Annotated in this window: 16 protein-coding genes; 10 read left to right on the top strand and 6 right to left on the bottom strand. The window is 70.7% G+C overall.

Features of this window, described 5'->3' with window-relative positions:
* Window positions 1-16 precede the first annotated feature (16 nt).
* From rpoZ to metK, 3 genes are all read left to right on the top strand, one after another.
* Window positions 17-310: a DNA-directed RNA polymerase subunit omega gene (rpoZ, locus tag H289_RS0115020; RefSeq protein ID WP_020101623.1), complete on the top strand. Its 294-nt coding sequence runs from the start codon at window positions 17-19 to the stop codon at window positions 308-310.
* 19 nt (window positions 311-329) lie between these two features.
* A complete protein-coding gene (gene coaBC / locus H289_RS0115015) occupies window positions 330-1,589 on the top strand; it encodes a bifunctional phosphopantothenoylcysteine decarboxylase/phosphopantothenate--cysteine ligase CoaBC (RefSeq protein ID WP_020101622.1) in 1,260 nt (419 codons plus the stop codon).
* Window positions 1,590-1,699: 110 nt separating this feature from the next.
* Entirely contained in the window at window positions 1,700-2,908 is a 1,209-nt protein-coding gene (metK, locus tag H289_RS0115010; RefSeq protein WP_029105265.1) for a methionine adenosyltransferase, read from the top strand.
* A 50-nt stretch (window positions 2,909-2,958) separates the two neighbouring features.
* Here metK and H289_RS0115005 read toward each other — a convergent pair whose 3' ends face one another.
* The 6 genes from H289_RS0115005 to H289_RS0114980 form a co-directional block, all read right to left on the bottom strand.
* Window positions 2,959-4,191 carry an MFS transporter gene (locus H289_RS0115005; protein WP_029105264.1) on the bottom strand — a complete coding sequence of 411 codons (1,233 nt, stop codon included), beginning with the start codon at window positions 4,189-4,191 and terminating at the stop codon, window positions 2,959-2,961.
* On the bottom strand, window positions 4,191-5,216 hold the full coding sequence (locus tag H289_RS0115000; RefSeq protein WP_225433670.1) for a PLP-dependent cysteine synthase family protein: 1,026 nt from the start codon (window positions 5,214-5,216) through the stop codon (window positions 4,191-4,193). Before H289_RS0115000 ends, H289_RS0115005 begins: the two co-directional genes overlap by 1 nt.
* Before the next feature lie 189 nt (window positions 5,217-5,405).
* On the bottom strand, window positions 5,406-5,801 hold the full coding sequence (gene lpqS / locus H289_RS30565; RefSeq protein WP_131810251.1) for a putative copper homeostasis (lipo)protein LpqS: 396 nt from the start codon (window positions 5,799-5,801) through the stop codon (window positions 5,406-5,408).
* Between the two features lie 106 nt (window positions 5,802-5,907).
* Window positions 5,908-7,386 (bottom strand): flavin-containing monooxygenase, encoded by a 1,479-nt coding sequence (locus H289_RS0114990; protein ID WP_081633423.1) that lies wholly within the window; start codon window positions 7,384-7,386, stop codon window positions 5,908-5,910.
* Between the two features lie 20 nt (window positions 7,387-7,406).
* Window positions 7,407-8,381 carry an alpha/beta hydrolase gene (locus tag H289_RS0114985; RefSeq protein ID WP_020101616.1) on the bottom strand — a complete coding sequence of 325 codons (975 nt, stop codon included), beginning with the start codon at window positions 8,379-8,381 and terminating at the stop codon, window positions 7,407-7,409.
* Window positions 8,382-8,384: 3 nt separating this feature from the next.
* On the bottom strand, window positions 8,385-9,308 hold the full coding sequence (locus H289_RS0114980; protein ID WP_029105262.1) for an alpha/beta hydrolase: 924 nt from the start codon (window positions 9,306-9,308) through the stop codon (window positions 8,385-8,387).
* Between H289_RS0114980 and H289_RS0114975 the strand changes: the two genes are divergently transcribed.
* The 7 genes from H289_RS0114975 (at window position 9,307) to H289_RS0114945 (ending at window position 16,703) form a co-directional block, all read left to right on the top strand.
* A complete protein-coding gene (locus tag H289_RS0114975; protein WP_020101614.1) occupies window positions 9,307-10,026 on the top strand; it encodes a lysoplasmalogenase in 720 nt (239 codons plus the stop codon). The genes H289_RS0114980 and H289_RS0114975 overlap by 2 nt on opposite strands.
* Window positions 10,023-12,023, top strand: a complete 2,001-nt coding sequence (locus tag H289_RS0114970) for a primosomal protein N' (RefSeq protein WP_020101613.1) — start codon at window positions 10,023-10,025, stop codon at window positions 12,021-12,023. Before H289_RS0114975 ends, H289_RS0114970 begins: the two co-directional genes overlap by 4 nt.
* A 36-nt stretch (window positions 12,024-12,059) precedes the next feature.
* Window positions 12,060-12,986, top strand: coding sequence for a methionyl-tRNA formyltransferase (gene fmt, locus H289_RS0114965; protein WP_029105261.1), 927 nt, complete (start codon window positions 12,060-12,062; stop codon window positions 12,984-12,986).
* Entirely contained in the window at window positions 12,983-14,446 is a 1,464-nt protein-coding gene (locus H289_RS0114960; RefSeq protein ID WP_020101611.1) for an RsmB/NOP family class I SAM-dependent RNA methyltransferase, read from the top strand. The genes fmt and H289_RS0114960 overlap by 4 nt, the downstream gene beginning before the upstream one ends.
* Window positions 14,447-14,451: 5 nt before the next feature.
* Window positions 14,452-15,129: a ribulose-phosphate 3-epimerase gene (gene rpe / locus H289_RS0114955; protein ID WP_029105260.1), complete on the top strand. Its 678-nt coding sequence runs from the start codon at window positions 14,452-14,454 to the stop codon at window positions 15,127-15,129.
* Entirely contained in the window at window positions 15,126-16,136 is a 1,011-nt protein-coding gene (gene ribD / locus H289_RS0114950) for a bifunctional diaminohydroxyphosphoribosylaminopyrimidine deaminase/5-amino-6-(5-phosphoribosylamino)uracil reductase RibD (protein WP_020101609.1), read from the top strand. Before rpe ends, ribD begins: the two co-directional genes overlap by 4 nt.
* Before the next feature lie 327 nt (window positions 16,137-16,463).
* On the top strand, window positions 16,464-16,703 hold the full coding sequence (locus tag H289_RS0114945; protein ID WP_020101608.1) for a hypothetical protein: 240 nt from the start codon (window positions 16,464-16,466) through the stop codon (window positions 16,701-16,703).
* The last annotated feature ends 53 nt before the right edge of the window (window positions 16,704-16,756 follow it).

Here is a 16,756-nt window from a genome sequence, read left to right as displayed (position 1 = left end):
GCCGGGAGAATCCTTCGTGAGCACCACTGTCGAGAGCATCGACTCCGACGCCGCCATCGCCTACGACACGCCGCTGGGTATCACCAACCCGCCGATCGACGAGCTGCTGGATCGCGTGTCGAGCAAGTACGCGCTGGTCATCTACGCCGCGAAGCGGGCGCGCCAGATCAACGACTACTACAACCAGCTCGGTGACGGCATCCTCGAGTACGTCGGCCCGCTGGTCGAGCCGGGCCTGCAGGAGAAGCCGCTGTCGATCGCCATGCGCGAGATCCACGGCGACCTGCTCGAGCACACCGAGGGCGAGTAAGGCCGCGTAGGCGCCGAACATGGCCGACCGCAAACGCATCGTCGTCGGAGTCGCCGGAGGTATCGCCGCCTACAAGGCGTGCACCCTGGTTCGTCAGCTGAGCGAGGCCGGCCACTCGGTCCGCGTCGTGCCGACCGAGTCGGCGCTCAAGTTCGTCGGCGCCGCCACGTTTGAAGCACTGTCCGGCAATCCCGTGCACACGGGAGTGTTCGAGGACGTCTCCGAGGTGCCCCACGTCCGGTTCGGCCAGCAGGCCGACCTGGTCGTGGTCGCACCGGCCACCGCCGACCTGTTGGCGCGGGCGGTGGCGGGCCGCGGCGACGATCTGCTGACCGCCACGCTGCTCACCGCGCGCTGTCCGGTGCTGTTCGCCCCGGCGATGCACACCGAGATGTGGATGCACCCGGCCACCGTCGAGAATGTCGCGACTTTGCGGCGCCGCGGGGTCGTGGTGCTGGACCCCGCCTCCGGACGCCTCACCGGCGCCGACAGCGGTGCGGGACGGCTGCCTGAGGCCGAAGAGATCACCACGTTCGCGCAGCTCCTCCTCGAGCGCGGCGACGCGCTGCCCCGTGACCTGGCCGGGGTCAAGGTCGTCGTCACCGCCGGCGGAACCCGCGAGGCCATCGATCCGGTGCGCTTCATCGGCAACCGCAGCTCCGGCAAGCAGGGCTACGCCGTCGCACGCGTGATGGCCCAGCGCGGCGCCGAGGTCACCCTGATCGCCGGCAACACCATCGGCCTGGCCGACCCGGCGGGCGTCGACGTCGTGCACATCAGCTCGGCAGCCCAGCTGCGGGACGCGGTGTTCAAGTACGTCTCCGATGCACACGTCCTCGTGATGGCCGCCGCGGTCGCGGACTTCCGTCCCACCGAGGTAGCGACCACCAAGATCAAAAAGACGCACGGCCCCGGCGAAACCGACGGCGCCCCCGTCATCGAACTGACCCGGACCGACGACATCCTCGCCGGCGCGGTGCGCGCCCGCACCGACGGTCAGCTGCCCAACCTGCGCGCCATCGTCGGATTCGCCGCCGAGACCGGCGACGCCAACGGCGACGTGCTGTTCCACGCCCGGGCGAAGCTGCAACGCAAAGGCTGTGACCTGCTGGTTGTCAACGCGGTGGGGAACGGCAAGGCCTTCGAGGTCGACGTCAACGACGGTTGGTTGCTGGCGGCGGACGGGGCCGAGTCGGCGCTGGAGCACGGGTCCAAGACCCTGATGGCCAGTCGCATCGCCGATGCGATCGCAGCCTTCCTGCGTGGCAAGGACGAATGAACAACGCCTGACCGCATCGCGGGATGGGTTTGCTGTGCAGGGGTACACGACAGTTGTTGGCCGGGCGTGGATATTATGCGCGGACTAAAGTTTTGGAAGGGATTTGCGACGTGAGTGAAGGTCGGCTGTTTACCAGCGAGTCAGTGACCGAAGGACATCCGGACAAGATCTGTGACGCCATCAGCGATTCGGTGCTCGACGCACTCCTCGCGCAGGATCCCAAGTCGCGGGTTGCGGTGGAGACCCTGGTGACCACGGGTCAGGTGCACGTCGTGGGCGAGGTGACCACCAGCGCCAAAGAGGCGTTTGCCGACATCCCGCTGATCGTCCGTGACCGGATCCGCCAGATCGGCTACGACCACTCCGACAAGGGCTTCGACTACGCCACCTGCGGCGTGAACATCGGCATCGGCGCGCAGTCCCCGGACATCGCCGCCGGCGTCGACACCGCGCACGAGGCACGCGTCGAGGGCGCCGGCGACCCGCTGGACGCGCAGGGCGCCGGCGACCAGGGCCTGATGTTCGGCTACGCCATCAACGACACCCCCGAGCTGATGCCGCTGCCGATCGCGCTGGCGCACCGGCTGTCGCGCCGCCTCTCCGAGGTCCGCAAGAACGAGACCGTCGACTACCTGCGGCCCGACGGCAAGACCCAGGTCACCATCGAGTACCGCGACAACGTCCCGGTGCGCCTGGACACCGTGGTGCTGTCGACCCAGCACGCCGAGGGCGTCGACCTGGACGGCACGCTGGCCCCCGACATCCGTCGCCACGTCGTCGAGACCGTGCTGGCCGACCTGGCCCACGACACCATGGACACCTCCGACTTCCGGCTGCTGGTCAACCCGACCGGCAACTTCGTCGTCGGTGGCCCGATGGGTGACGCCGGCCTGACCGGCCGCAAGATCATCGTCGACACCTACGGCGGCTGGGCCCGCCACGGCGGCGGCGCCTTCTCGGGCAAGGACCCGTCAAAGGTGGACCGCAGCGCGGCGTACGCGATGCGCTGGGTGGCCAAGAACGTCGTTGCCGCCGGCCTGGCCGACCGCGTCGAGGTCCAGGTCGCCTACGCCATCGGCAAGGCCGCCCCCGTGGGTCTGTTCGTCGAGACCTTCGGCACCGAGCACTTCGACCCGGCCCGCATCGAGAAGGCCATCACCTCGGTCTTCGACCTGCGTCCCGGCGCCATCATCCGCGACCTGGACCTGCTGCGCCCGATCTACGCGCCGACCGCCGCGTACGGCCACTTCGGCCGCACCGACATCGAACTGCCGTGGGAGCAGCTCGACAAGGTCGACGACCTGAAGGCTTCGGTCTAAGCCCGTCACGAACACAAATGCCCCCGCAGTGCGGGGGCATTTGTGTTGGATCAGCCGACCGGCTGTGGTTCCAGTCGACGGCTTCGGTGCAGCGCCAGGGCGACCAGCAGGCTGATCGCCGTGAGCGACACCCAGATCAGTTCCGGCCGGCCGGCATGCCGCGCCGTCTCCATCAGCGCACCCGTGGCGAGATTGCCCACCAGGATGCCGATGCCGACGATGGTGTTGTAGAAGCCGTAGTACGTCGCGACCAGCCGGTCGCCGGCCAGTGACACCACGGTGTCCATCTCGAACGGATAGACCGCGGCCGAGCCGACGGCCAGCAGCGCGGCCGTCGCCAACAGCGCCGCCACCGCGGCCGGCTGTCCCCATCGGTCGTCGGGCACCACGATCAGCGGGACGAACGCCGCCGCGAGCACCAGCACGCCGATGGTCAGCGACTGGGCACGGCCGTAGCGTGTCGTGAACCAGGCCGTGATGCGGATCTGGCCACCGATGGCGACCAGTCCCGACACCGCGAAAACTGCTGCCACGATGGCCGATTCATGGTGCGGCGACAATACCGCGGCATGTAGCGGCAGCGCCAGGTACACCTGGAACGTCACCACGTAGGTGCCCACCATCGACGCCGCGAACAGCAGGAACGGGCGGTTGTCCAGGACAGTGCGCCAGTCGTGTAGGACCGAGACCCGTTCGGCGACAGCGTGATCGGCGTGGTCTTTCGGCAGCGCGAACAGCTGCGCGATGGTCAGCACCGCGAACACCACCGCCGCCATGCCCGCCGTCACCCGGAAGTCCAGCGCCATCAGGGCCAGTCCCACCAGCGGGCCGGCGAGGATGCCGCCCTGGTAGAAGACGTTGAACACCGTGAACGCCGCGACCCGCCGCTCGCCGGAGTCCGCGGCCAGGTAGGCCCGCACTGCGGGATTGAACAGTGCCCCCGCGAAACCGGTTGCCGCCGAGGCGATCAGCAGCGCGGGGAGGGAATGCGCGACCGCCAGCATGCCGAACGCGGCCGTGCGCAACAGGCAGCCCGCCACGATCAGCGGTTTGTAGCCGAGCCGGTCGGCCAGCGTCCCACCGACGATGAACATGCCCTGCTGTGAGAAGTTCCGTACCCCGAGCACCAGCCCGACGGCCCAGCCGGCCAGGCCGAGCGGGCCGGCCAGGTACCCGGCCAGATACGGCATCAGCATGTAGAAGCCGAGGTTGATGCCGAACTGGTTGAGCATCAGCACCCGGCTGGGCCAGCCGAAGCTGCGGAACTGGGTGAGCACTTCCATCACCGCGATGCCGCGTCGGGCCTGCGCACCGTCGTGCAGCGTGTCCACGAATCCACCACGCGCTCAGCGTGGTCCGCGATCACCGCGGGCTCGGCGGGCGGCTCGATGCCGAGCAGGTTGTGCCGGCGGCAGTAGTCGTCGTTGTAGACGGTGTCGAAATACCGTTGCGGCCCATCGGGAAAGATCGCGGCGATCGTGGTGTCCGCGTCATGGTGGCGCGCTGCCCAACCGGCGACCAGCGCGACCGCGCCGCCGCTCCAGCCGCTGCTGGCATAGCTGGTCGAGGCCAGCGCCCGGCACGCCCACACCGCCTCGGCGGGCGCCACCCAGTGCACTTCCGAGAACGCGTCGTAGTCGACGTTGTCCGGGTAGATGCTCGACCCCAGGCCGCGCATCAGCCGGCTCTGCGCGGGCTGGCCGAAGATGGTCGACCCGATGGTGTCGACGCCGATCAGCGACAGGTCGGGATTGAACTCGCGCAACACTTTTGCCACCCCGGCCGAATGCCCGCCGGTGCCGACCGAGCACACCAGGATGTCGATGGAGCCCAGCTGAGACTGCAATTCGAGGGCCAGATCGCGGTACGCGTCGACGTTGTCGGGGTTGTTGTACTGGTCGGGGTACCAGGCAGTGGGGTCGCCGGCCAGAATCTGGGCCACCCGGTCGCGGCGGGCCTGCTGCCAGCCGCCCGTCGGGTGCGGCTCGGTGACCAGGTCGATGTCGGCGCCGTACGCGGCCAGCATGCGCAGCATCATCGGTTCCATGCCTGGATCGGTCACCAGCGTCACCGGGTGCCCGTACACAGTGCCGGCCAAGGCGAGGCCGAGACCGAGTGTGCCGCTGGTGGATTCCACGATCCGGGCGCCGGGCAGCAGGTCGCCGCGGGCCCGGCCGCGTTCGACCATGTACATGGCGGGCCGGTCTTTCATGCCGCCGGGGTTGACGCCTTCGAGCTTGGCCCAGAAGCCGCGGTCGTCGGTGGTGAACGGGGCGGCGATCCGCAGCACCGGGGTGCCGCCGACCATGGTGCCGGGCCGGTCGTAGCGGGCCAGCCGGCACGGTCCCGACGCCGGTCGGGAGGATTTTCTGGGCAGGGTGAGATTGGTCGAATTGTTCATGGGTGCATCACTTTTCGCGTCATGCCGCGGCGCGGCAGCGGGATCGGACAGCAGACACCGATCAGCCACGAAACGTGGCTGATCTGCGCTGACCGATCAGCGTCGGGAGATGCAGAGCCGGGTCAGGACCGCCCGGCCGGTGTGAGTCACAGCCGCCTGACGGGGCGGGCCCCGACCGGTGACAGGCGTCAGTGCGCACCAGCACACCATCGCGACGCAGACGGCGACCGCCAGACCGAGAGCCAGGAGCGTGGAGGTGGACCGGGGGAGGCCGATCATCAGATCCGGTGCCGACGGGATCGAATTGTCGCGCAGGTGTGGATGTTCGGCGGTCACCGACGGCAGCGTGTGGCCCGGTGCCACGAGGACGGGGGCCGCATGGGGATGCGTCGCGGCAGCGGGCTTGATGCCCAGCTGCGTGCCGATCCCGAGGCCCAGCAGCGCGACGAGCAGCAGGGTCGCTGCCCGCCATCGCATCGGCCGGGTCGTCACCTTCGCGACTGTACCGACGTTTCAGCGCCTATAGCCGTGCCGATGCCGACGCATGCGGAAAAGTTATCGGCTTCAAACCACTTTCATATCCGCGGCGGCGGGAACGTCAGGCGCTGAACTCATAGTCGTCGAGGTCGAAGCGGCGGCTGCGGACGTAGGCCTCCACCGTGGTGGCCGGCCGCAGCGGCACGTCGCCGTTCTTGTCGAAGTAGTAGCTGTTGGCCGACTGGCAGCTGTCCTGCCAGAACACCTGGCGGTGGCGCTTGCGCATCATCTCGTCGAAGTAGCGGTCGTTGGCCTCCTGCGAGACTTCCACCCGGTGGGCGCCAAGCTTTTCCGCGCGTTGCAGGCACCGCACGATGTGGTGGGTCTGCGCTTCGATCAGCGCGAAATACGACGAACCCACGTAGCCGTACGGCCCCATGACGGTGAAGAAATTCGGGAAACCGGGGATGCTGACACCCTCATAGGCCTGCAGCCGCTGCGTCTCCCAGAACTCGCCGAGGGTATGGCCGCCGGCGCCGGTGACGGGGAACGTCGGCACGCTGTCGACGTCCATCACCTTGAACCCGGTGGCGAGGATCAGCACGTCCACGTCGTGCTCCTGGCCGTCGGCGGTGCGTACCCCGGTCGGCGTGATGCGCTCGATGGATTCGGTTACCAGGCTGACGTTTTCGCGGTTGTAGGTCGCCAGGTAGCTGTTGTGGAAGCCGGGTCGTTTGCAGCCCACGGCGTAGCGCGGCGTCAGCTTGTCCCGCACCACCGGGTCGTGGACCTCGCGGCGCAGGAACGACCGGCCCATCCGGGCCGCGCCGTCCGCCAACGGGAAGACGCTGTAGTACTGCGCCGACAGCGGGAAGGTCAGCTCGACGTAGGCCTGGCTGGCCAGGCGCTGCAGCGTCTTGCCGCCGGGAATGCGCATGGCCCACCGGGCCGGGGCCGGCAGCGGGAGGTCCAGTTTCGGGAAGCACCAGATCGGCGTCCGCTGAAACACCGTGAGATGCTCCACGATCGGGGCGATCTCGGGGATCACCTGGACCGCCGAGGCGCCGGTGCCGATGATCGCGACCCGCTTGCCGCGCAGGTCGATGTTGCTGTCCCAGCGTGCGGTGTGCAGCGTGATGCCGGCGAAGTCGTTGACGCCGTCGATGTCCGGCGGCTTGGGCACCGTCAGGACGCCACTGCCGTTGATCAGGAACCGCGCGGTGACGGTGCCGCTGCTGGTGTGCACGCGCCACAGGTCGGCGTCGTCGTCGTACTCGGCGCCGGTGACTTCGGTGCCGAACCGGATGCGGTCCCGCAGTCCGTACTTGTCGACGCAGTGCTCGGCGTACGCCTTGAGTTCGTGGCCCTTGGCGTAGGTGCGCGACCAGTCGGCGCTCTGCTCGAAGGAGAACTGGTAGGAGAACGACGGAATATCCACGGCGACACCGGGATAGGTGTTCCAGAACCAGGTGCCGCCGGGCCCGGAGCCGGCTTCGAGAATCCGGTAGTCACCGAGCCCGGCGCGGTCGAGCAGGATGCCGGCGCCGATCCCGGAGAAACCGGCGCCGACGATCACCGTTTGGACATCAGGCGTTGTCATGGGTCCATACTTGCGGAAACTCAGGCGTAGAGGGCGGCTTTCAGAGCCGCGAGTCCACGGTTGGTGGCGTCGGTCGCCACCGGAGAGGCCAGGGCCAGGCTGACGAAGCCGTGCACCATGGTCGGCTCGTTGCTCAACTCGACCGGAACACCGGCTGCGGCAAGCAGTTTGGCGTACTGCGCACCGTCGTCGCGCAGCGGGTCGTGCTCGGCCGTGCCGATGTACGCCGGCGGCAGACCTGCCAGCGATTCGGCGTTCGCCGGCGCCAGGTCGGTCGGCAGCGCCGAGGCGTCGCTGAGGTCCATGCCCGGCAGGTACCAGGACAGGAAGGCCGCCGTCACATCGCTGTTGAGCATGGGGGCGTCGGCGTTCTCGGTGAACGACGGCAGCGTGACGTCGCCCGTCGCAACGGGGTACCAGAGCAACTGGAACGCCAGCTTCGGACCGCCGGCGTCACGCGCCCGCAGTGCCATCACCGCCGAGATGTTGCCGCCGGCCGAGTCGCCCGCCACGGCGAGGCGCGTCGGGTCGCCGCCCAGTTCGGCGGCGTGCGCACCGACCCACTGCAGCGCGGCCCAGGAATCCTCGATGGCGGCCGGGAACGGGTGCTCGGGCGCCAGCCGGTACTCGACCGACACCACGATGGCGCGGGCGCCGACGGCGTGGGCGCGGGCCACATGGTCGTGGGAGTCCAGATCGCCGATGGCCCAGCCGCCGCCGTGATAGAAGACCACGACGGGCAGCGGACGGGTCTCGCCGTCGATCGGCGGCCAGTAGATGCGGGCCGGAATCTGGCCTGCCGCACCGCAGTCGAGCACGCGGTTCTCGATCCGCAGGTCCGGCAGCATCGCGGCCGGCGGCCGCATCGCGGCGATCTTGGCGCGCGCCACCTCGACACCGTCGTCGATGGTGAACTCCAGTGGCACGGCGTCCAGGAGGGCTTTGAGGATCGGATCGATACCCGGCCGAGTGTCCGGCGTCACATCTGAGGTCATGCCTCAGGCTAACGCGGCGCGCAGCGCGGCAATTCCGCGGTCGGCCGCCTCGGTCGTCGCCGGCACCACGCCGTGGTATCCGAGGTAACCGTGTACCAGGGTCTCGGCGTTGTGCACCTCGGCGGAAACCCCGGCCGCGGTGAGCATTTCGCCGTACCGGATGCCGTCGTCACGCAGCGGGTCATATCCGGCGACGGCGATGTAGGCCGGTGCCAGCCCGGCCAGCGACTCGGCCCGTGCCGGGACCAGGGCGGCCGGCGGGTTCCGCAGGTCGACGCCGGTGGCGTACAGCAATGAGAAACCACCGACGGCGTCGCGGCCCAGGACCGGGGCGTCGGCGTTCTCGGTGAACGACGGCAGCGACGTGTCCCAGGTGGTCGCGGGGTACCACAGCAACTGGGCGCGCAGGGTGATGCCGGCATCGCGAGCCAGCTGTGCGACCACCGCGGCCAGGTTGCCGCCGGCCGAATCACCGGCCACCGCAAGACGATTCGGGTCACCGCCGATGTCGTCGGCGTGGGCGGCCACCCACTGCGTGACGGTCCAGACGTCGTCGACCGCCGCGGGGAAGGGGTGCTCGGGGGCCAGGCGGTAGTCCACCGACACCACCACGGCGCCGGCCCCGGCCGCATGCAGGCGGGCGGTGCCGTCATAGGTGTCCAGATCGCCGACGACCCAACCGCCGCCGTGGAAGAACAGCACCACCGGCGCCGACGGTTCGACGTCCACCGGCCAGTAGACGCGGACCGGCACGCCATCGATGACGCGGTCCTCGGTGCGGACCTCCGGGAAAACCGCCTTGCGGGGCAGCTCACGGAACCGGGCCCGGGCGGCTTCGACGCCGCCGTCCATGGTCAATTGGAACGGAACCGCTTCCAGTACCTTTTCCAGAATGGGATCGAGTGGGGGACGCGCAGTGTCCGACATGAGTTCACCGTACGCACCGCGTTGGCGGCTGTGGCTGGCGGCCGCCGTGGTGGCCGCCGGCTACGGCATCTTCCTCATCGCGACGGCGCTGCGGTTGCCGTCGGGCGCCGACCTGATCGGCCAATTCGCCCTGCAGCCCGTGGTCAAGGCGCTGCCCGCGCTGCTGCTGGCGGCGGCCGCGGCCGGACATCCGATCGTCCGCGAACGCAACTGGCTGGTCGCCGCACTGGTGTTCTCGGCCGGTGGTGACCTCCTGCTGGCCGTGCCGGGCTGGCCCCTCGGATTCGTGTTCGGGCTCGGGTCGTTCCTCATCGCGCACCTGTGCTTCCTGGCCGCCCTCCTGCCGTTGGCCCGGCGCACCCCGGCGGCCACCGCCGGCGCCGCGGTCCTGGTCGTCGTCTGCATCGGGCTCATCGTGTGGTTCTGGCCGAGCCTCGTCGCGCAGAAGATGACCATCCCCGTCACCGTGTACATGGCGGTACTGGTGGCCATGGTGTGCACGGCGCTGTTCGCCGACCTGCCGACCCGCTGGACCGCCCTCGGCGCGCTGTGCTTCGCCGTGAGCGACGGCATGATCGGCATCAGCAAGTTCGTGCTCGGCGACGAGACGCTGGCGGTCCCGATCTGGTGGGCCTACGCCGCGTCGTTGCTCCTGATCACGGCCGGCTTCTTCGCCGGCAGGCCGGTGTCGGCCGCGTCTGCTACACCGGCTGCGTGACCGTCACCAGACAGCAGGCCGAGCACGAGCCCGTGGCTCGGGTGCTGCCGATGCTGTCGGTGCCGCACCTGGACCGCGAGTTCGACTACCTGGTGCCGGCCGACCTGTCCGACGATGCGCAGCCGGGCGTGCGGGCCAAGGTCCGGTTCAATGGCCGCCTGGTCGACGCCTTCATCCTCGAAAGGCGTTCGGACACCGACCATTCGGGCAAGCTGGGCTGGCTGGACCGGGTGGTGTCGGCCGAGCGGGTGCTGACCCCGGATGTGCAGCGCCTCGCCGAGGCGGTCGCCGCCCGGTACGCCGGCAGCCGGCCCGACGTGCTGCGCCTGGCCATTCCGCCGCGGCACGCCACGGTGGAGAAGCAACCGCCCCCCGAACTCGCGCCGTTCGTGCCGCGCGACGTCGACGCCGGCGCCTGGCAGCAGTACGGCCGCGGCGAGCAGTTCCTCGAGGCGCTCGCCGAGGGCCGGGCCGCGCGCGCGGTGTGGCAGGCGCTGCCGGGGGAGGACTGGGCCCGGCGCCTGTGCGAGGCGGCGGCCGTCGTCGTCAACGCCGGCCGCGCGGCACTGCTGATCGTGCCGGACCAGCGCGACGTCGATGCCGTCCACGCCGCGGCGCTGACGCTCGTCGACGAGTCCCGGGTCGTGGCGTTGTCCGCCGGCCTCGGCCCGTCGCAGCGCTACCGGCGCTGGCTGTCGGTGCTGCGCGGTCAGGCCCGGCTCGTGATCGGCACCCGCAGCGCGGTGTTCGCCCCCGTCGCCGATCTCGGGCTCATCGTGGTGTGGGACGACGGCGACGACTCCCTCGCCGAACCGCGCGCGCCGTATCCGCATGCCCGCGAGGTCGCGATGCTGCGGGCGCACCAATTGCGTTGTGGCGCAATCATCGGCGGCTTCGCGCGCACCGCCGAGGCGCAGGCGCTGGTCCGCAGCAAGTGGGCGCACGACCTGGTGGCCGGCCGCAGCGTGGTGCGCGCCAGCGCCCCGCGCGTCGTCGCGCTCGACGACGACGCGCACACCCACGAACGCGACGCCGCGGCCCGCACCGCGCGGTTGCCGTCGATGGCGCTGGGGGCGGCGCGAGCGGCGCTGAGCGCCGGCCGGCCCGTGCTCGTCCAGGTGCCGCGCCGCGGCTACGTTCCCGCGCTGGCCTGCGGCAAATGCCGGACCATCGCCCGGTGCCGGCACTGCACCGGTCCGCTGTCGCTGCCGGACCGCGACACCGTCGGCGCGGTGTGCCGGTGGTGCGGCCGTCAGGACATCGCGCTGCGTTGCGGCCGGTGCGGCTCGGACGCGGTGCGCGCCGTGGTGGTCGGGGCCCGGCGCACCGCCGAGGAGCTGGGCCGGGCCTTCCCGGGCGTTCCCGTCGTGACTTCCGGCGGCGATGCCGTCGTGACCGAGGTGCCCGCCCGCGCCGCCGTCGTGGTGGCGACCCCCGGCGCCGAACCGCGGGCCGATGGCGGCTACGGTGCGGCCCTGTTGCTGGACGGCTGGGCGCTGCTGGGCCGCCAGGATCTGCGCGCGGCCGAGGACACGCTGCGCCGGTGGATGTCGGCATCGGCCATGGTGGTCGACCGCGCGGCCGGCGGCACGGTCGCGGTGGTGGCGGAGTCGTCGATCCCGACGGTGCAGGCGCTGGTCCGCTGGGACCCGGTCGGGCACGCGGAGGCCGAGCTCGACGGCCGCGCCGAGGTCGGGCTGCCGCCCGTGGTCCATCTCGCGGCCGTCGACGGCGTCCCGGAGGCGGCCGACGCGCTGCTGGAGGCCGCCGCCCTGCCGCCCGATGCCGAGGTACTGGGCCCGGTCGATCTGCCGTTCGGTGCCCGTCGTCCGCCCGGCGTGGACCCGGGCGTTCCCGTGCACCGGATGCTGGTGCGGGTCCCGCGCGATCGCGGGCTGGTGCTGGCGGCGGCCCTGCGCCGGGCGACCGGCGTGCTCAGCGCCCGCCACGATCAGACGCCCGTGCGGGTGCAGATCGATCCGCTGCACATCGGATGAGTGGGTTCGGCCGCTGCACAAGTAGCCTGGTGGATCGTGCGTATCGTCTTCGCCGGAACCCCGGAACCCGCGCTGCCGTCATTGCGTCGGCTCATCGCGTCGCCCCGCCACGAGGTGGTCGCGGTGCTGACCCGTCCTGACGCGGCCTCCGGTCGCCGTGGCAAGCCCGCACCGTCCCCGGTCGCGGAACTTGCTCTGGCCGAAGGCATTCCGGTGTTGCGCCCGGCCAAGCCCAACGAACCCGAGTTCGTCGCCGAACTCGCCGCGCTGGCCCCCGACTGCTGCGCCGTCGTCGCCTACGGTGCACTGCTGCGCGACGAGCTGCTGGCGGTGCCGCGGCTGGGCTGGATCAACCTGCACTTCTCGGTGCTGCCGGCGTGGCGCGGTGCCGCCCCGGTGCAGGCCGCCATCGCCGCGGGCGACGAGGTGACCGGCGCCACCACGTTCCAGATCGAACGGGCCCTGGATTCCGGGCCCGTGTACGGCGTGCTGACCGAGGCCGTGCGGCCCATCGACACCGCGGGTGACCTGCTGGCGCGTCTGGCCGACGCCGGCGCCGGCCTGCTGGAGACGACGCTCGACGGTGTCGAGGACGGCGCGCTGACCGCGGTGCCGCAGCCCACCGACGGCGTGACGATCGCGCCCAAGGTCACCGTCGAGGACGCGCGCGTGCGCTGGGACCTGCCCGCACACGTCGTCGACCGCCGCATCCGCGCGGTCACGCCGAACCCGGGCGCCTGGACCGAGATCGGCGACCTGCGGGTGAAACTCGGACCGGTGATTCCGGTCGAGGCAGAACCGTTGGCGCCCGGCGCGATTCGCGTGCAGAAGGCGGGCGTGCTGGTGGGCACCGGGAGCACCCCGGTGCGCCTGGGCATGGTGCAACCGCCGGGGAAGAAACTGATGAATGCGGCGGACTGGGCGCGCGGCGCCCGGCTGGACGAAGGTGTGGTGGCCCGGTGACCGAACGGAGCGGACGCGGCGGACGGCAGGGCCGGCCGAACAACCAGGGACGCGCGGGTGGCCGGGACCGCCAGGACCGTCAGCCGGGCCGGTCGCAGGCACCGCGCGGCCCGCGTCGCAAGCCACTCGATCCGGCCCGCCGGGCCGCGTTCGACGTGCTGCGCGCCGTGTCGCAGCGCGATGCCTACGCCAACCTCGCGTTGCCGGCCATCCTGCGCGAGCGCGACATCAGCGGCCGCGACGCGGCCTTTGCCACCGAGCTGACCTACGGCACCTGCCGCTGTGTCGGGCTGCTGGACGCGGTGATCGAGAGCGCCGCCGGGCGGCCCACCGACCGGATCGACCCGGTCCTGCTGGATCTGCTGCGGCTCGGCGCCTATCAGCTGCTCCGCACCCGCGTCGATGCGCACGCCGCGGTGGACACGACCGTGGAGCAGGCCGGCATCGAATTCGATTCGGTGCGTGCAGGTTTCGTCAACGGTGTGCTGCGCGCCATCGCGGGTAAGGACGAGGCCGCCTGGGTCGCCGAGCTCGCGCCGTCGGCCGCCGCCGACCCGATCGGCCACACCGCGTTCACCCATGCGCACCCGCGCTGGGTGGCGCAGTCCTTCGCCGACGCCCTCGGCGCCGACGCGGGGGAGCTCGACGCGATGCTCACCAGCGACGACGAACGCCCCGTCGTGCACCTGGCGGCGCGCCCCGGGGAGATCAGCGCCGAGGAGCTGGCCGCTGCGATCGGCGGCGATGTCGGCCGGTTCTCGCCGTACGCGGTGTACCTGCCCGGCGGTGACCCCGGCCAGCTGGACCCGATCCGGGACGGCCTGGCGCAGGTGCAGGACGAGGGCAGCCAGCTGGTGGCCCGCGCCCTGACCGAGGTGCCGCTGGAGGGCAACGACAGCCGGTGGCTCGACCTGTGTTCGGGTCCCGGCGGCAAGACCGCGATGCTGGCGGCCATCGCCGCGCAGTCCGGCGCCACGGTGACCGCCGTCGAACCGACGGAGCACCGCGCCGATCTGGTGGAGCGCAACACCACCGGCATGGGTGTCGAGGTGCTCCGGGTCGACGGTCGCGACTCCGGTCTGGAGCCCGGATCCTTCGACCGCGTCCTGGTCGACGCTCCCTGCACGGGTCTGGGCGCGCTGCGTCGCCGGCCCGAGGCGCGGTGGCGCCGGCAGCCGTCGGACGTGCCCGGCCTCGCCCGGCTGCAGCGTGAATTGCTCGCTGCGGCAATCAAACTCACCCGGCCTGGCGGTGTGGTGTTGTACGCGACCTGTTCGCCGCACCTGGCCGAGACCGTCGGGGTGATCGCCGACGCGGTGCGCCGTCAGCCGGTCGAACAGATCGATACCCGCCCGCTGTTCGCCCCGGCCGATCGGCTGGGCCCCGGACCGCATGTGCAGTTATGGCCACATCGGCATGGCACCGATGCGATGTTCGCGGCCGCGCTCAAAGTAGTCTGACCGCCATGGCAGGACCAATGATCGCCCCGTCCATCCTTTCGGCCGACTTCGCCCGGCTCGCCGACGAGACCGCGGCGGTCGAGGGCGCCGACTGGCTGCACGTCGACGTCATGGACAACCATTTCGTCCCCAACCTGACGCTGGGTCTGCCGGTCGTCGAGAGCCTGCTCAAGGTCACCGACATCCCGATGGACTGCCATCTGATGATCGAGGACCCCAAGCGCTGGGCCCCGTCCTACGCCGAGGCCGGCGCCTACAACGTGACGTTCCACGCCGAGGCCACCGACGACCCGATCTCCGTCGCCCGCGACATCCGGGCCGCCGGCGCGAAGGCGGGCCTGAGCGTCAAGCCCGGCACCCCGATCGAGCCCTACCTGGAAATCCTGCGCGACTTCGACACCCTGCTGGTGATGTCGGTCGAGCCGGGTTTCGGCGGCCAGAAGTTCATCGCAGAGGTGCTGCCGAAAGTAGCGCTGGTCCGTAACCTCGTCGACTCCGGTGAGCTGACCCTGGTCGTCGAGATCGACGGCGGCATCAACGACGACACCATCGAAGCCGCCGCCGCGGCGGGCGTGGACTGCTTCGTCGCGGGCTCCGCGGTGTACAACGCGGCGGATCCGGGTGCCGCGGTGGAATCCCTACGGCGTCAGGCCGCGGCCGCGTCACCGCATCTGGTGCTGTGACGCCGGAGGCCATCGAGTCCGCCATGCGGATGGCCATCGGCCAGGCCGACGCGGTCAAGGGCACCACCTACCCGAACCCGCCGGTCGGCGCGGTGATCCTGGACCGTGACGGCGAAGTTGCCGGTGTCGGCGGGACCCAGCCGCCGGGGGAGGCGCACGCCGAGGTCATGGCGCTGCGACGGGCCGGGACCCGGGCCGCGGGCGGCACCGCCGTGGTGACGCTCGAGCCATGCAACCACCAGGGCCGCACCGGCCCGTGCGTGGACGCACTGCTGGACGCCGGGGTGGCGGCCGTGGTGTTCGCCGTGGCCGACCCCAATCCGGTGGCCGCGGGCGGTGCCCAGCGGCTGACTGATGCCGGCGTGACGGTGTCCTCGGGTGTCCTCGCCGACGAGGTCAGTGGCGGGCCGCTGCGCGAGTGGCTGCACCGTCAGCGCACCGGCCGACCCCATGTGACGTGGAAGTTCGCGGCCAGTCTCGACGGCCGTAGCGCCGCTGCCGACGGCACCAGCCAGTGGATCACGGGCCCCGCGGCCCGGACCGACGTACACCGGCACCGCGCGGCGGCCGACGCCATCGTCGTCGGCACGGGGACGGTACTGGCCGATGATCCGACGCTCACCGCCCGGCTGGCCGACGGCACCCTGGCGGCCCGTCAGCCGCTGCGGGTGGTGGTCGGGGAACGCGAAATCTCGTCGGAGTCCAACGTCCTCAACGACGATTCCCGCACCATGGTGATCCGGACGCACGACCCACTCGAGGTGCTGCAGGCGCTGTCGGACCGCACCGACGTGATCCTCGAGGGCGGGCCGACGCTGGCCGGCGCATTCGTCCGGGCGGGACTCGTGGACCGGATTCTGGCGTATCTGGCGCCGACGCTGCTGGGCGGACCGATCACGGCGATCGACGACGCCGGCGTACCGACCATCTCGCAGGCCCGCCGCTGGCGGTTCGACGGCGTCGAGACCGTCGGCGCCGACGTGCGGCTCAGCCTGGTTCCGAACTGATTGCTCGGGCGCTTCCAGCGAACTTTTCGCGCCGTTCGCGGCGGTTCGGCCGAGGGGCGCAGCGGTCTGAAAGGCCCGAACTGATTCCCGAAAGTGGCTGAGACGTGCGATTCACCGTCGTGCCCAATGTGAGTGGGCTCACCGCGGCCCATCTTTAGTTTTGCTAATCGTTACCACTTCGAGATCAACGGCTCGACATTCGTGCAGGAGGCCACGATTTCGCATCCGTAAAATTGAGTCCATGAACCGGATCACCTGGATCCGGCTGAAATATCGCGCTCACCGATGTCGTTAGAGCGAAGGTGATCACGAGCAAAGGATAAGAGCATGACTGCACTGCAGGACTGGCTCAGCTTCCGTCCGAGTGAAGATGGCATCAGGGACATGATGTTCCGCCGGCCCCTGCGGGCGGTGCTGAGCGTCGTCGAAGAGTTCGACGAGGCCGTGGACGTCGCGCTGGAACGCCTCGCGGCCCACGCGAACGGGTCACACCCGGACCCCGCGCCGACCCCGGCGTACATCCCGGACAACGTGGTGCTGATGCGTCCCGGCATCGAGCGCTGCTAGCCCGGACAACAGGCCAGATACAACGGAGCCGCAGAGTCGATCGACTCTGCGGC

It is taken from the genome of Mycobacterium sp. 360MFTsu5.1 (assembly GCF_000383495.1).
Lineage (GTDB): Bacteria > Actinomycetota > Actinomycetes > Mycobacteriales > Mycobacteriaceae > Mycobacterium > Mycobacterium mucogenicum_B.
Note: the sequence above shows the minus strand (reverse complement) of the source record. Positions and strands in the feature narration are given on the sequence as shown.

What these genes read in the sequence shown, in the direction of transcription:
- H289_RS0114980 (WP_029105262.1), bottom strand. Translation starts at nt 9,308, where the DNA reads ATGTCGGACACTGCGCGTCCCCCACTCGATCCCATTCTGGAAAAGGTA.
- coaBC (WP_020101622.1), top strand. Translation starts at nt 330, where the DNA reads ATGGCCGACCGCAAACGCATCGTCGTCGGAGTCGCCGGAGGTATCGCC.
- H289_RS0115000 (WP_225433670.1), bottom strand. Translation starts at nt 5,216, where the DNA reads ATGGTCGGCGGCACCCCGGTGCTGCGGATCGCCGCCCCGTTCACCACC.
- H289_RS0114985 (WP_020101616.1), bottom strand. Translation starts at nt 8,381, where the DNA reads ATGACCTCAGATGTGACGCCGGACACTCGGCCGGGTATCGATCCGATC.
- H289_RS0114975 (WP_020101614.1), top strand. Translation starts at nt 9,307, where the DNA reads ATGAGTTCACCGTACGCACCGCGTTGGCGGCTGTGGCTGGCGGCCGCC.
- rpe (WP_029105260.1), top strand. Translation starts at nt 14,452, where the DNA reads ATGGCAGGACCAATGATCGCCCCGTCCATCCTTTCGGCCGACTTCGCC.
- H289_RS0114990 (WP_081633423.1), bottom strand. Translation starts at nt 7,386, where the DNA reads ATGACAACGCCTGATGTCCAAACGGTGATCGTCGGCGCCGGTTTCTCC.
- H289_RS0114945 (WP_020101608.1), top strand. Translation starts at nt 16,464, where the DNA reads ATGACTGCACTGCAGGACTGGCTCAGCTTCCGTCCGAGTGAAGATGGC.
- H289_RS0115005 (WP_029105264.1), bottom strand. Translation starts at nt 4,191, where the DNA reads ATGGAAGTGCTCACCCAGTTCCGCAGCTTCGGCTGGCCCAGCCGGGTG.